Below are 14130 nucleotides of genomic sequence, written 5' to 3' on the forward strand. Positions count from 1 at the left end.
AACCGTTTCTTTCTTTCTGCTATGAAGCCGTGTTCTTAATTATTGAAAAGTGATGCGATTCCTATTCTTATACCGAATTCTCTGGGTTCCCATTCTTGAAACGACTGTACAAATTCTAGCCTCAACACCCTGAAAATATTGTCAATTGTATAGCCTACTTCCATATAATTTCCAGAGGTTGGTGTAGATAGGTAGTTTACAAATAAGTTCTCTTTCAGCCCGCTTAATCGGAGCATGGGAAGTTGAGTAACCAAAAGTTTCCTGAATCGAATATGGCTCAGTACAGAAACGTATTCTTTGGAAGTACTATGTCTGTAATAATCCAACAGGCGGAAGCCTCCCGTTACGTCCATAGGTGTGAATTCAATTCTGTTCCCTTGAAAATGTTTGAAGTCCATAAGGTCGAGGCGTTGTGAATTCTGATTGAAGAATTTCCCTGCCTCAATATCAAAATCAACCTTTGCCCTTACGCCCAAGTCGAACGATGATTTAAATCCAAATTCAAGATTGTTGTAATTGGTTGTGCTATTGGCTACACCTTCAATCCCTTTTCGGTAGGTCAATCTCAATTCTGGCGAAGAATTATTCAGCGGAATTAATCGGCCATTATACTTCCTAAACTTTAACCAAGGCTGAGCCATAATGGTAAATTTGGTAATGAAAGCCTTATTGTTTTCTATTAGAGATGTTGCGCCTACATTTGGATTCGGTCCTCTTTCTAAGTACTGAGGAAAGTTTGAGGTATATTCTCTTTTACCATCGAAGAAACTGTAATTCGTATTGTTGAACAGCTCACTTCTATTGGCCCACTCTACTTGCGCACCAACCCTGTATCGATAATTGAATCTTCTTGCCCAGCTCGCCATGACAAAGTCTTTTTCATACAGTTTCATGTAATTTCTTTCCAGAAATAGAGTGTAGACTGAATTGATAAAAGGATTCACAATGTCTGGATTGAATTGGCTTACATAACTTCCTCCAGATACTCTAAAAGTATTTCGTTGCTCATTTTGGCCTGTTCCGAACTGCGTTTCTAGCTTTCCATATACTTTATTGCTAGCAAAGCCATAACGCACAAAGGGAGAAATCCTAAGTCGTGCCGTAGTGTCTTCTCTCCACTGAAAAGTTCCTGTGAAATCAAGATTCCATCCTTCTACGGTGTTGAATCGAACTTGAGGCAAAAAGCCTGGGAAATTGAATCTTAACCTATCCCCAAACTTATAAAAGCCACCAGTGAAAATGTCGCCAATGCCGAATTTCTGGCCATTTCTGGCTACTGAAGAATCTGCTTCTATTTTTTCTTTTTCAGCAAAATATGTGCTGTCTTGTACTTTGTAGCCCTTAATTTCTCTTTGTGTTAAAGGAACAGGCCGCCTTAAAGCCCAATAGAGGGAGTCTTTCTTTGTGGCCAGAGAATCCATTTTGTATGAGTAGTCAGAAACCACGTCTGGTTCATCCAATTCTTCTCTTTCTTCTTTCTCATACTCTCGCATCAGCTTTTTGAACTGCTTTCGCGATACTTCCTTGTCTTCCTTAAAAACCTGTTCTACACCCTCTTCGACATTACCTTTTTTAATGGCGGCAATTTCCTCAGGAGCTGTCTGTATTTTTTCGTCTATCAAAATTACAGAGGGATCGAGGTCTTCATTTACATCGATTTTGTAATTGCTCAAAGAGGCTAGATAATCATACTTTCCACCCAGCCCAAAAATGGAGCCTTCAAAGGTGAACTTAAGCGTTACGGGCATCCAGATTTCTTCTTCAATAGGAGCTAGAATTTGCTCTATATGAATCTGAAATCCCATGTAAGAAGTTGAAAGCTCAAGCGAATGAATGTTCCAGAAATCTTCTCTGATATAAATGACTCCTTCAAAAACATCGTCTCCTTTAGATCTTGGAGTAACACGAATTTTGTTGATTTCGTAGCCTCTTTCTCTGAAGCTGCCTTCGTATTTAAATTTATAGTAAGAAAACGCTCTGGGGTTTAAGGGGGAAATTGCATTTACAACTTTAGGCAAATAGAAGCTGCTGTTTATGTAGGGGCTAGGGTTTGCGTTTTCGCTGTTTTGCCCAGAAGTTCGAACGGATATTACGGTTTCTTTGAAAGTATTTGGGCGCTCAAAAAATATTTCGCTAACCGATTCGCTAGTAAAAACTTGAGAAGTATCTATACCTTCTTTTTCCAAAGTTTTTCTTAGCAACCACGGCACCTTGGTTACTTGGCCAGTGCCTTTCATGTATACCTCTGCTGAGTAACTATCGTTTTGCAGTAAATGATATTCGGCTTTGGCTATGGCCTTTCTCATGATAGTATAAGACGGATCTTCCGCTTTTGCTTCAACGGTAACCGTGGGCAGATTTACAATTTGAGGGCTCATGCTGATATTCACCGTTTCGAAGGTTGAGCCTACTTTTACGTTTTTTGTTACCGAGGTATAGCCTAAAAATTGGAAGGTTACTTGGTAATTCCCCGGCTTGAGCCTGTATTCGTAATAGCCATCTAAGTTGGAAGAAGTTCCAGAGCCTACTTCCTTCACAAAAATTGAAGCGAATGGTAGAGCCTCTCCATTTTCATCTTTGATAGTTCCTTTAATGCCTTGGGCTTGAACTTTTATAGCAAGAAGCAGAATGAGTGCAACTGAGAAAAAATGTTTGAGCATTGGTTGAGTTTTTGACTTTTGACCTACAAATAACGTGCTTGAACAAATCGCTTGTATCTGACACGCTGTTAATAGACGCAAAAACTCAGCAAGATGACGTCTTGAATGAGAGTTTTTTCAGAAAACGTTTTCTGATTAGGTGTAGAATTTTTTAAACCTGATGTAATCTGCTACGGTTTGTGGCAAAAGGTATTGTACGGAATGCTCATTTCTGATTGCATCACGAATAAAAGTAGCCGATATGTCCAGCATAGGTGAATCCACGTATTTAATATTTTCGTGGCCTACTTTTATTTTGGTTTTGTCTACTTGAGGGCGAGGGTAAACGTACAAGCCATAGTTGTCTAAAATGGCTTGGTAATTTTTCCATTTATGGAAATGAACAAGATTGTCTTCGCCAATAATCAACACGAATTCGTGCTCAGGATGTTTGTCCGATAAATAGGCTAGCGTATCAGAAGTATAGCTAGGCTTAGGCATATTGAACTCCACATCACACGCTCGGAATTTATAATTATCGGCTATGGCAAGTTCAACCATTTTTAACCGATCGAACTCGTGCAATAAACTTTTTGAGCTTTTAAATGGGTTTTGTGGGCTGACTACATACCACACTTGATCAAGGTCGGTTTGGTCAGCCATTACATCGGCAATAACCAAATGACCTATATGGATAGGGTTGAATGAGCCAAAGAATAAGCCTACGCGCAAAACTCTATTGGTTTAAAAAATCATTTACCAGTTCTTCAGCTTTGGCAAAGGATTCGTCAAGGTTTTCGTTAATTAAAGTTACATCGAACTTCTTTTCAAAGCTCATTTCGAATTCTGCTCTGTAGAATCGTTGAGAAAGGCTCTGAGCAGATTCGGTTCCTCTAGAGGTTAACCTTTTTTTCAGTTCTTCCATGGAAGGAACTTTCACAAAAATAGCCAGGGCATCGTCTCCAAAATACTTTTTCAAGTTCATGGCGCCTTTCACCTCTACATCGAAAACCACATGTCGGCCTTCATCCCAAATACGTTGCACTTCTTCTTTTAAAGTGCCGTAGTAGTTTCCGGTATATACTTCTTCCCATTCTACAAAAGCATCCTCTTCTATTTTCTGAAGAAATTCTTCTTTAGAAAGAAAGTAGTAGTCTTTTCCGTTCTCCTCGGTTCGGCCACGCTTATCGCGAGTACTGGCCGAAATAGAAAACCCCAACTTGGGGTTTACAGAAAGTAAATGTTTTACGATTGTGGTTTTTCCCGAACCCGAGGGAGCGGTAAAAATGAAGGCTTTTCCTTTACCCATTCTACAGGTTTACGCTTTTTTTGATGGTTTGAGCAAGATCGTTAGGGATTTGCTGCTTGTATTCGCTGAGCTTTTGTTTAATGGCGTCTTGAAGGCATTTTTCCTTTTCGTAACTACCGCTCGACTTTACACAAGTGCTGATTTTGTGTTCGAAAATCGCTTTTGATTCTTCATCGGCTTCGTTATCCAACACCAATTGTACAATCTCTGAAAACCTCTTTTCATCTACCAGGTTTCCCTTCTCGCAATAACAATCTTTAAAAGTCTCCTTAAACCAATCTGAGAAATCACTCATGGCTATTTTTATTTATTTGTTATATCCCATCTCTTGTGCATACGAAGAAAGTTTCTCTTTCAACATATTTCTGGCTCTGTGTAATCTAGACCTTACTGTTCCGATTGGAATATCTAAGATTTTAGACATTTCCTCATAAGTAAAGCCTTCCAAATCACATAGAATAATCACCGTTCTGAAATCTACAGGAATAGCATTTAGCGCTCCCGTAATTTCATCACCAATCATATGTTGAACAGTTTCAACCCTAAGATCGGTAGTGATGTTTTCATCTACATCGTCAGAATTGTAATAAGATTCAACTTCATTATAGTCAACCTTTGCCGGTTGCTTGCTCTTTTTACGGAACTCGTTAATGAAGCTATTTTTTAAAATGCGGAACAACCACGCTTTTGCATTAGTTCCTTTTTCAAATGAATTGATGAATCTAAAAGCCTTTAAATAAGTGTCTTGGACCAAATCTTTGGCGTCATCTTCATCAAATGTAAGTCGATATGCAAAGTTGTACATCGAGTTTACATGGGGCATGAACTCATGATCAAAAACCTCAGCGGCTTCTCTGTCGCTGTATTTTTGTCTTGGTGTCTCTGGGTTGATATTATTCACCTGTTCTTCAGACATGGGTCAAAAATAGTAAAATCTCTGCTTTTCACCCTAATTGTAAAAACTTGTAAGTTCTTACCTGGCTTTAAGCGATTCAAAACTTCTCTTCAATTCCCAGTCCAAATAAAGCGAAGTCGTATTTTACCGGGTCTTTGGCATCAAATTGTCGTAAATTCTGTGTCAGTTCGAGCGCAGTTTGCCAATCTGTCTGCTTTCTGGTGATGAGGCCCAGCTTTCTGGCTACCCTGTCGACATGTAAATCACAGGGGCAAACCAGTTGATCGGGTCGGATGTTTTTCCATAAACCAAAATCAACGCCTTTGTCGTCATCTCGAACCATCCAGCGCAAAAACATATTTAACCGCTTGCATGCCGATTTTCTGGCTGGTGTGGCGATGTGTTTTCGGGTTCTGTTTGGTGAATCGGGTAATTCGAAAAACAGATTATGAAAACGGATAAGCCCCTTTTCTACAGTTTCATCATCAGGAGACATGCCCAAAGTGAAGGCAGCTTCAAGTGAGTTGTTCTGGCTATAAAAATGCTTGAAGAATTCGATGAAATAGAGCGTGTCTGTTGTGTTAAACGTACGATGCTTGAAATACAGCAGCTTTTTTAGGTCAGCCTCCGAATGATTGAGAATGAAATCGTGTGGAGCATTGTCCATTAACCCAAAAAGCTCTTTACACTTGGCAATGATGGTTTTTCTTTGGCCCCAAGCTAAAACCGATGCCCAGAAACCGCTTATTTCAATGTCTTGCTGTAATTGAAAACTATGAGGGATGACGATTGGGTCATTTTCAATAAATCCTGGTTGGTTATATTGTTCAGCTTTGAAATCCAGAAAATCTTGAAGCGTTTGGTGGTTAGTCGATGGGCTTGTCATTAATTGCCGCGCTTTTCTAAAATTTGAAGTTTTTGATCAGAACTTTTCACAAGTCTGACGTTTCCTTGAGTTGCAATCCCTTTCTCTAAAACTAACTTGCCAGATGTAATATTGAGCACTGTGCTTTCTTTCCCCCCTTCTGAAAGGCTAATGTTTTTTGCTTTTCCATCCCATTCTACATCGATTTTAAAACCAGAAATGGTTACTTCTGAAGAAGAGCACGGGATTGTGCCAATGGGTTCTCCATTGGGTTTGTCAGACCAGACATTTGGGTCGTTCCAAAGTCCTGAACGAATTGCAAAAAGCTGGTTTTTGCATTCCATAGGAGCCCTTTCAATGGTGAGTTCAACTTCTGCGTGACTTCTGTTTCCGGCAATGTCGCTAACATATACCGTTACCTTTTGAGTGCCGATGTCAGCAGCGGTGAAACTCCTTTTTTCTAACCAACTTTCAAAAAGCTGGGTATTGTCTTTAGTGCAACCTGCTTGCTTCGAAGAGTTTTCAAAGAAGGCGGGAATGATTTCACTTCCATCAGGGCTGAATTGAAAATCACTTTGCTTTACTTTAATGTTGGCGTTTTCGCAGAAGACTAAAAACTCGTTCGCTTTTCTTATTTCGAGTTCGTCTTTTGCATTTAGGAAATAGCGAGCTGGTTTCGTTTTAATCTGTGGAGGGATTGTATCCTTAATTATGATCATGGCCTCTTTCTTCGCTGAATTTCCATTCTCATCCGATGCGATTAAACTTACCTTGTTGTCTCCGAGGTTATTGTAATCGAAAACGGATTGACTCAGCGAAAGCGAAATTCCGGCACACCCTCCTGTCGATCCGTTATCCATTAAATTAGCCTCAATTTTTGCTATTCCTGTTTCATCTAAAAACGCAGTGATGTTTTTAGCCTTGGCAACGGGAAGTGTTCTGTCGCGAACGGTAATAATTGCAGTAGTCGATGCTTGGTTTCCACTTTGGTCAGTTACTGTTGCAGTCACTTCATTTTTGCCTAAGTCTTCGCAGGTGAATCTGGTTTTGCTTAATTCAAATTTCACGATCCCACAATTATCTTTCGAGCAAGCTTGTTGAAAAATAGAGGTACTGTAGGTGCCGTTTGGGCTAGGCTCGGGTTCGGGCTCCGAGCTGATTCTGCCACATCGCCATATGATTACATTTTTAGGATCAACATCTACATGACTTCCGTTAGTAATGTTCACCATGAATTCTTTTACGGCAATGGTAGGTGGTGTGATGTCAGCGACTTTCACCAGTGCGGTGCCGAAATAAGTTTTTCCATTTGAGCCAATTCCTTTCACTTTTATAAAGTTGTCGCCCAAATTTTGACAACTGAATTCTGTCTTTTCAACCTCTCTCGTACAGCCGGGGCCAGCGCATGGCCAATAACAGTCTTCAGGAAGTAGTTTTTCGAGCTCAAGTTTAGATTTGCCAAGGGCATCCAAATTCAATGTTATGGGTTGAACGCAGCGATCAGTTTTGTAAGTCTGTAAGCTTAAATTGAAACTTTTAAGCTCTGCTCCATCTGCTGGATTGTCTACTAAAATAAAATATTCTTGTCCCTCTTGAAGCCCTTCCGCAATCAGTCTTTCAGAATGACTTGGATAGCCAGAAGTGTAGCTTCCGATTTCTTTGCCTTCAGAATCTACCAAAGCAATTTGAATAAAGGGTTTGGCTTTGGTGTCCGGAAATCCGTCATCCACAGTGATGATAGTTTTGTCGGATGCTGGTGCTTTAAAGCTGAACCAAACATCTCGAGAAGTTGGGTCGCCCCAAATTTTGAATTTGCGATTTTCTCCTGTGGCCCCCGAAGCTGAAAATTCCAGAGGTCTGGAAAAGAAATTTCCGTTGATATCTAGGGGGAGCTGATGGGCTTGACTTTGCTTGTCGTTTTTAGGGCTTTGAAAGGCAAAGGAATTGATAGAGCCAAAAAGGCCTGCTAAAAGTAAAAGCAGAAATATAGCAGGCCTTTTCATGCTATTGGAAGTAACTTAATTCTACTAAGAACCTTTTGTCCAGAGCTTTTAATTGATCGTAAGCTCTTTTGTTGAGTTTAATGATGATTTTTTCATTGTCGGTGGTGGCAGGGATTTCGCCCACAACCCTAACGTAAACCGTAAGATCATTCATTCTATTTCTCACTTTTATAACCGTGCCTACCTTGGCCGTTTTGTGAAGCGCTAAGAACTTGGTTGAAGGTTCGGCTTCATCAATCAATTCTGCTTGGCCTTCTTCAATAACTTCTTCGAAAGGAGTTCCATTGTAGGTTTCTTTCACTACTTCTGTTTCCTGTTTCGGAGGGGTGGTGGTGGTCGCTGAAGTTGTTGGAGGTGTAGTTATTGGTGGGGTTACCGTTTCGTTCTCTTCGGTTTTCTTTTCTTCGACTTTCTCTTCTGCCGTGTTGGTTTCATTGTAGCCAACTTCAGTATTTGTGACAGTTTCTTTAGGTTTCTCTATCGCTGCTTTAGGCTTTTCAGTGGCAGAGGAAGTTTTTCCAACAATTAGAACTTTGCCAACAGCAAGTGCATTAGAGGTGAGTCCATTGAGTTGCTTGAGTTCATCTACACTAATATTATATTGTCTACTGATAGAAAAAAGAGTTTCTCCAGCAGCTACTGAGTGCAGTTTTTGGCTATTGCTTTTTGGTTCTGCGGTTGAATTTGGGGTGGCTTCGGAAAATGGTTTGCCGTAGGGGATTTTTAGTGTTTGGCCAACTTTTAAACCACTGGCAAGTTCAGGGTTTTTATTGCGGATGTCGGTAACGTTGGTAGCATATCTGCGTGCCAGTGAATACAGTGTTTGGCCCGACAATACCTTATGCAATACAAAATATTGAGAGCCTTCTTTTTGAATTCCAAGAGAATCGGTTTGGCCAAAACTGGCAAGGTTTACAAAACATAATACCATCAAACCCAACAAAATCTTTCTCATAAATTCTTAATTAAATAGCTTCTAATCTCCTGTTTTTCCTTAACAAATATAAGTTGATCATTTACGATATAAAAAGTGCTTGGGGCAAGACCTTTTGACTTTTCGGTAAGCACTTCGGCAAAAATCATCTTTCCGTCAGGGGCAAAAACATAGAGAGTGTTCTTCAAACCTTGTTCCAATTTTTGGTGAGCCGAAATAAAAATTAGCCCTTTGTACTCCATATAATCGCAGGCTCCATCGATATCTTCGTTCGCAAATTGCTTGATGAATTTCTTCACCGTTTCGAAGTGCGAGCTTTCTTCTCCATAATGAAACGGATGAATCAGTGAATTTGACATGCTGATTTCATGAAATGTGGAAATATCATTTTCTTCAACCGAATTACCGGTGGTAATGTCTATCCAAATCAGTTCATCTTCCTGTTTTATGGCAAGCTTGTTCTCTGATAGGGTTTGAATATTAACATTGTCAATGGCCCAAATTACTTCCTGATTGTGAATATGAAAGCCAAAAATTGAGCGGGCTTCCATGTTTTGGGTGTCATCAAAAACCTGAAAAATGATGATGTCGTCTTTAAAGTCGTAAACACTTATCCACCAGCTTTCTTCAAAAACAAGATCTTCCCAAAGAAAGGTATTCGACTTAAAATCGAGCAATGAAAAACTGGCTTCCATTTGCTCATTGTCGCGACAGCTTAGTAGCAAGTTGCCGTTGTGCCAAAAGCTCTGCCATATCTCGGCATTCATTCGGTGCGAAAACTGTAGGTCAAATTGTTTAGACAAAACCTTTATTTGTAATTTGACACAAAAATAGGTCATTGAAATGCCTATCAAAGAGATGTCGAGAATTACACGGATTTTAATACTGCTTTCTTTCTCCTTAATTTTTTCAGCGGGGCTTATGGCCAAATGGAGACAGTACAATGGTAAGGAGCGACCAAAAGTTTTTGTACTCCAAATTCGAAGCGAAATTGATCCAACAATGAGCCGTTATGTTGATTTGGCTTTAACTGAGGCAACAGAAGTTGATGCCGACATTGTGGTGGTGGATATGGATACATATGGCGGAACGGTTAACGATGCCAATGAAATCAGAACCAGGATTTTGGAATATGAGAAGCCTGTTTGGGTTTTTATAAATAATGATGCGGCTTCTGCGGGTGCACTTATCTCCATAGCTTGCGATAGCATTTATATGGTGCCAGGGGCAAATATTGGGGCCGCCACTGTGGTGAATGGAACAGACGGCAGTCAGGCTCCTGATAAATATCAATCTTACATGCGATCCATTATGCGTTCTACAGCTGAAGAAAATGGCCGCGATCCGCACATTGCTGAAGGTATGGTTGATGACAGAATAGAAATTGAAGGTGTAACCACAGCGGGAAAAACCATTACTTTCACTACTTCTGAAGCTGTTAAAAACGGCTATTGCGAAATGCAGGTAAAGAGTTTGGAGGATATGCTTTCGAAGAATGGTATTGAAAATTATGAATTGATAAACTACCAGCTTTCCGGAGTAGAGAGAATCGTAGCTTTCTTTTTAAATCCTTTTGTGAGTGGAATTCTCATTTTGCTCATTATTGGCGGTGTTTATTTTGAGCTGCAAACTCCTGGAGTGGGTTTTCCTCTTGCTGCAGCTGGCGTTGCCTTAGTGTTCTATTTAGTGCCTTATTACCTCAACGGCTTGGCAGCTAACTGGGAAATTGCAGTGCTCATGGTTGGACTCATTCTCATTGCTCTGGAAGTTTTTGTAATCCCTGGTTTTGGCATTGCAGGAATTTCAGGAATAACCTGTGTGGTTTTGGCGCTGATTTTCATTATGCTCGATAACGACTTCTTCAATTTTGATTATGTTCCTTCGGGGGAATTAGCTCAAGCCGCTACTGTAGTTTTGGCAGCTATGTTTATGGCAATACTCCTTATTTTTGCCTTGGGCTATCGAATGACCCAAACCAAAATGTTCTCGAAAATGGCATTGGTGAGCGAGCAAAAACGTTCCGAAGGTTATACTTCTTCCTTCTACACTAAAGATTTAATGGGAAAAGAAGGTGAAGCCTTCACCATTTTAAGGCCCAGCGGTAGAATAGAAATTGATGGAGAAATTTACGATGCCTACACCCGTGGCGAATATGTTGAAAAGGGAGAAAAAGTGAGAGTTGTGAGCCAAGAAGGTACTTCCTTAAAAGTAAGATCGATTAAAAATGACTGAAGATATAAACGAATTTAGCCCTGAGAGCTTGATGATGAGCCTTGGGCATGATGCCTCATTGGTGAGGAATTCTATCAAGAATCCTATTTTTCAAACCTCAACGTTTGAGTTTGCAACGGCCGAAGAAGGTAAAGCCTATTTCGAAAAGGTATATGGTGGGGCGAGTGCGGATGAACAGAACAAAAGCCTGATTTACACTCGGCTAAATCATCCAAATTTGATTACCGTAGAAAAGCGATTGGCGTTGTTAGATGGCGCTGAAGATTCTGCTTTTTTTGAAAGCGGAATGGCAGCTATAACTACAAGTTTGCTAGAAATGTGCAAAGCTGGCGACTTAATTCTGATGTCATTTCCGCTCTATGGAGGTACAGATTCCTTCATCAAAAACTTCCTTCCAAAGTTCGATGTACAAAGCATTTCTTTCAGTGCCGATATGTCTGAAGAAGAAATTGTGGATTTGGTCGATCAGCATCCGCGAAAAAATAGACTGACTTGCATTTATCTTGAAACTCCAGCGAATCCTACTAATTCTATTGTAGACATTGCCATGGCAAGAAGAATTGCGAATCGTTTTTCTTCCGAAGAAAGAAAGGTGAATGTGGCTGTGGATAACACTTACATGGGGCCTATTTGGCAAAAGCCTTTGGCTCACGGAGCTGATTTAGTGATGTATTCAGCAACCAAATACATTGGTGGCCACAGCGATGTGATTGCCGGAGCTTGTTCTGGTTCTTCAGCATTGGTGGCGCGCATTAAAAAGGTAAGAAGCGGATTGGGCTGCATGGCCTCGCCTTGGACGAGCTGGCTATTGAGCAGAAGCTTAGAAACACTTACGCTACGAATGGAAAAGCAGGCATCAAATGCGGCTAAATTGGCTGATTTTCTGAAAGCTCACCCAAAAGTTACTAAGGTGTATTACGTTGGACATATTGCTGAAGATGATCCTCAATTCGAATTGGCTCAAAGGCAAATGAATGGCGGTGGAGCAATGCTCGCTTTCGATATTCAAGGTGGCGAACCTGCAGCTTTCAAGTTTTTAAATGCGGTAAAATTGGCAAAGCTGGCCGTGAGCCTTGGTAGTACCGAAACTTTGGCTTCGCATCCGTTTACCATGAGTAGTTCTAACATGAGTTTGGCCGATAGGCAAGCGGTTGGCATTACGCCTAGCATGGTGAGAATTTCTACCGGAATTGAAAACCCTGATGACCTTGTTAAGGATTTTTCTCAAGCATTAGACAAGGCATAATGGCGGAAGAACAGCAAACACTTTATGATCGGATAGGCGAAGAAAATATCCTTCAGTTGGTGGATGATTTTTATGTGGGTCTTGAAGAAGATCCGCTTTTAAGAAAAATGTATCCTGAAGATCTGTTGCCGGCTAAAAATAGATTGAAGTTGTTTTTGATTCAGGCATTGGGAGGAAGGCAAACCTATACCGATGAGCGCGGACATCCTATGCTGAGGCGAAGACATTTTCAGTGGGAAATTGGCAAAGAAGAGGCTACACATTGGCTCAAACATATGCATGCGGCTTTAGAGAGGGCGACTTTTCCTGAGCCAGAAAAGGATGCTTTTTGGGAGTACGTCTACGGAGCAGCATTGCACATGATTAATAAGTAAGAGATTGGTACTTTAAAAAATAGTCTCTTTAAATGTTGATTTTATGATTTTTTGAATTCTGAATTGGTTATTTCATTTTGTTTTTGACATATTTATCATCTTAATTGTATAGTAATCAGCATTTGAACTTTTCTTTCCCGATAAAAAGGCTTTTCTGACTCTTGCAGCCTACAAATAGGAAAGCAGGCCTAAGGTTTTTTGAGCACAGTTGCTGGTTCTGTCACTATCAAAATGGTTTTATATGCTGAAGAATTTTTTCGCTTTTGCACTGCTAGGCCTATCCCTGAGTTGCACTAAGCATGTTGAAGAAATAAAGACCTTGTATGTTGATGTCGCAAAGGTTGAATCAACTCGATTGGAAGATATAGCCGAAGATATTAGGGTTGTTCCTCTCCGTTTGCCTGATGATCATTTCATTGGAGATATTACCCATCTCAGAACAATTGGCGACTACTATTTATTGTTAGACAATGATAGGTCATTAACCATTACCGTGGTAGATGAGAAAGGAAACTACGTCAACCAATTGAAGCGAGTTGGGTATGGGCCTGAAGAATATGCCAACTTGGAAAACTTCACGCTCATCAATGAAAAAGAACTTGCTATTTATGATAGGGAAAGATTGAGGCTTGTTTACTATTCTTTCCCAGAACTTGAATATATCAAAGCTATTAAAGTTGAGGATTATTGGATGGGGCTTCGGGCAATTGACAATGACTGGTTGGTTGTGGTTAATGATTCCTACAGTGATGAAGGTCAGTATAATGGAGTTCAGATTGTGGAGAGAAATTCATTGAAGCCAAAGTTTCAGCAGTTTGGAGAATTTCCAATGGCCATTGAGGCTTCAATTGATCCGGCAATCACTTCGGTAGAAGGTGAAGTGTATTATGCGAATCCTGGAGAGTTCACCACTGTATATCGAGTAAGCAAAGAGGGGTTTGATCCTTTACTTAAAGTCGATTTTGGTTCCTTTGCTATGGCACAAGACAAGTGGAGTTTAGATGATATTGGTGAGTTTTTAGAAGTTATGGGTCAAGAGAATAAAGTGGCGGCAGCTTATGGTTATATGGAAAAGGCAGGAAGGTCTTCTTTTTGGTATATGCACAATGCTTACAATAATCATTATTTGGCCGTTGAGGGCAAGGATAATAAGGTTTCTTCTTACAAGAATATTTCAGTTGAAGGCTTGAACGCGCCCTTAACTTATCCTAAAGGAATCTCTAACGAAGGTTACATACATGTGATTAGAAGGTCTGAGATAAACTCTGAGTTTTTCAAAAATGGAGGGAATGACGATTGGGATACAAATTCTGATCAAGAAACTCCCTTTCTGTTGACATACAGACTGAAATAGTTATAGCTATGAAGTATTCCAAATTGAAAGTGCAGCGCTGCTTTGTTTGTTGAGTGCTCAATTGGTGGCTCAAAATGTAGTAATTCAGGGGCAGGTTATTGATGAATCTACTAAGAAGAGGGGGGGACTGATTTTCTATGAAACTACAGAAAAGCAGGGGGGCAACTTCTGATGAAAATAGTTTCTTCAAACTGATTTTGTTTTTGAAGCTAAGGATTGGGAATTGATGACTTATGGCGATACTACTCTTGCTCTAAATAGATTGTAAGGGCGAAGATC

Annotated in this window: 13 protein-coding genes; 4 read left to right on the forward strand and 9 right to left on the reverse strand. The window is 40.2% G+C overall.

Annotation, left to right across the window (positions count from 1 at the left end; genetic code table 11):
- Window positions 1–35 precede the first annotated feature (35 nt).
- The 9 genes from ACXACJ_RS22575 to ACXACJ_RS22615 all read right to left on the reverse strand — a co-directional run bounded on the left by ACXACJ_RS22575 (window position 36) and on the right by ACXACJ_RS22615 (window position 9448).
- Window positions 36–2660, reverse strand: a complete 2625-nt coding sequence (locus ACXACJ_RS22575) for a DUF5686 and carboxypeptidase regulatory-like domain-containing protein (RefSeq protein ID WP_475136705.1) — start codon at window positions 2658–2660, stop codon at window positions 36–38.
- Between the two features lie 135 nt (window positions 2661–2795).
- The gene (gene nadD, locus ACXACJ_RS22580; RefSeq protein WP_475136706.1) at window positions 2796–3371 is read right to left on the reverse strand and encodes a nicotinate (nicotinamide) nucleotide adenylyltransferase; all 576 of its coding nucleotides are present in this window, start codon (window positions 3369–3371) and stop codon (window positions 2796–2798) included.
- Between the two features lie 4 nt (window positions 3372–3375).
- Window positions 3376–3948, reverse strand: a complete 573-nt coding sequence (gmk, locus tag ACXACJ_RS22585) for a guanylate kinase (RefSeq protein WP_475136707.1) — start codon at window positions 3946–3948, stop codon at window positions 3376–3378.
- Window position 3949: 1 nt separating this feature from the next.
- Window positions 3950–4243: a hypothetical protein gene (locus ACXACJ_RS22590; protein WP_475136708.1), complete on the reverse strand. Its 294-nt coding sequence runs from the start codon at window positions 4241–4243 to the stop codon at window positions 3950–3952.
- A gap of 12 nt (window positions 4244–4255) precedes the next feature.
- Window positions 4256–4864, reverse strand: a complete 609-nt coding sequence (locus ACXACJ_RS22595) for a sigma-70 family RNA polymerase sigma factor (RefSeq protein ID WP_475136709.1) — start codon at window positions 4862–4864, stop codon at window positions 4256–4258.
- Between the two features lie 76 nt (window positions 4865–4940).
- Complete coding sequence (locus tag ACXACJ_RS22600; RefSeq protein ID WP_475136710.1) at window positions 4941–5729, reverse strand: TIGR02757 family protein; 789 nt, start codon at window positions 5727–5729, stop codon at window positions 4941–4943.
- On the reverse strand, window positions 5729–7711 hold the full coding sequence (locus ACXACJ_RS22605) for a hypothetical protein (protein WP_475136711.1): 1983 nt from the start codon (window positions 7709–7711) through the stop codon (window positions 5729–5731). The genes ACXACJ_RS22600 and ACXACJ_RS22605 overlap by 1 nt, the downstream gene beginning before the upstream one ends.
- A gap of 1 nt (window position 7712) precedes the next feature.
- Complete coding sequence (locus ACXACJ_RS22610; RefSeq protein WP_475136712.1) at window positions 7713–8666, reverse strand: LysM peptidoglycan-binding domain-containing protein; 954 nt, start codon at window positions 8664–8666, stop codon at window positions 7713–7715.
- Window positions 8663–9448, reverse strand: coding sequence for a DUF4905 domain-containing protein (locus ACXACJ_RS22615; protein ID WP_475136713.1), 786 nt, complete (start codon window positions 9446–9448; stop codon window positions 8663–8665). The genes ACXACJ_RS22610 and ACXACJ_RS22615 overlap by 4 nt, the downstream gene beginning before the upstream one ends.
- A 55-nt stretch (window positions 9449–9503) precedes the next feature.
- On the opposite strand from ACXACJ_RS22615, the gene ACXACJ_RS22620 reads away from it, so the two are divergent.
- The 4 genes from ACXACJ_RS22620 to ACXACJ_RS22635 all read left to right on the forward strand — a co-directional run bounded on the left by ACXACJ_RS22620 (window position 9504) and on the right by ACXACJ_RS22635 (window position 13851).
- Window positions 9504–10877, forward strand: a complete 1374-nt coding sequence (locus tag ACXACJ_RS22620; protein WP_475136714.1) for an NfeD family protein — start codon at window positions 9504–9506, stop codon at window positions 10875–10877.
- A complete protein-coding gene (locus tag ACXACJ_RS22625; protein WP_475136715.1) occupies window positions 10870–12123 on the forward strand; it encodes an aminotransferase class I/II-fold pyridoxal phosphate-dependent enzyme in 1254 nt (417 codons plus the stop codon). Before ACXACJ_RS22620 ends, ACXACJ_RS22625 begins: the two co-directional genes overlap by 8 nt.
- Window positions 12123–12497: a globin domain-containing protein gene (locus tag ACXACJ_RS22630; RefSeq protein WP_475136716.1), complete on the forward strand. Its 375-nt coding sequence runs from the start codon at window positions 12123–12125 to the stop codon at window positions 12495–12497. The genes ACXACJ_RS22625 and ACXACJ_RS22630 overlap by 1 nt, the downstream gene beginning before the upstream one ends.
- A gap of 241 nt (window positions 12498–12738) precedes the next feature.
- Complete coding sequence (locus tag ACXACJ_RS22635; protein ID WP_475136717.1) at window positions 12739–13851, forward strand: 6-bladed beta-propeller; 1113 nt, start codon at window positions 12739–12741, stop codon at window positions 13849–13851.
- Window positions 13852–14130 lie beyond the last annotated feature (279 nt).

The sequence above is a fragment of the Roseivirga sp. AWQ4_251 genome (genome assembly GCF_056158225.1).